Here is a 591-nt window from a genome sequence, read left to right as displayed (position 1 = left end):
CGGTACTGCCTTGGTCGATACGATCGAGAAAATCGGTGTCGTCCTTTTCTAGCTCACGTTCAAGTAGTCGTTGTTGCTCTGAAAGCGATACTTGCGCGACTTTCAATTCACCAAGATCCAACGTCCCTTGTGTGGGTTTCAGTTCGCCACAAAGCAGATCGCCTAGCAGGGAGCCGATGTCTCCTTCTGCACTGAAGATGCCCCAAGAGTCATTGTTATCGATTGTCCATTCATCAATGGAAAGTGTGGTGGTATGTCCTTGTACAGCAAGCTGACTAAAGCGAATAGCCATTGTGTTTGTCTTCCTTGTTATTGTTGTATTGGACTAGTTATAACAACTAACCAAGGGCCTAAGGAAGGGGATGTCAGTATTAATTTTAACCAAAGCAAAGATTGTTACGACCAGAAATGAAAGACTTATGTAACGAATCTGCTGTTCAATAAGTCACGGGAATATTTCTATATAGTCATCATTATGTGTATGGATATTATGCTGCTACACTCATATGTGGCACTTATTTATTAAATGTAAGGATGCATGTATATGAGTGAAAAGGAATACGATTATCCTGCGAGCTACAGTCTCGTTTC

General features: G+C 41.6%; 1 pseudogene. It reads right to left on the bottom strand.

The window, feature by feature from the left end:
• Positions 1–292, bottom strand: a pseudogene (locus R7Z49_RS26400) (ABC transporter); the annotation flags it as partial.
• Positions 293–591 lie beyond the last annotated feature (299 nt).

It is taken from the genome of Vibrio sp. 1562, assembly GCF_033340155.1.
Lineage (GTDB): Bacteria > Pseudomonadota > Gammaproteobacteria > Enterobacterales > Vibrionaceae > Vibrio > Vibrio alginolyticus.
This window is presented reverse-complemented; position numbering and strand designations above follow the sequence as displayed.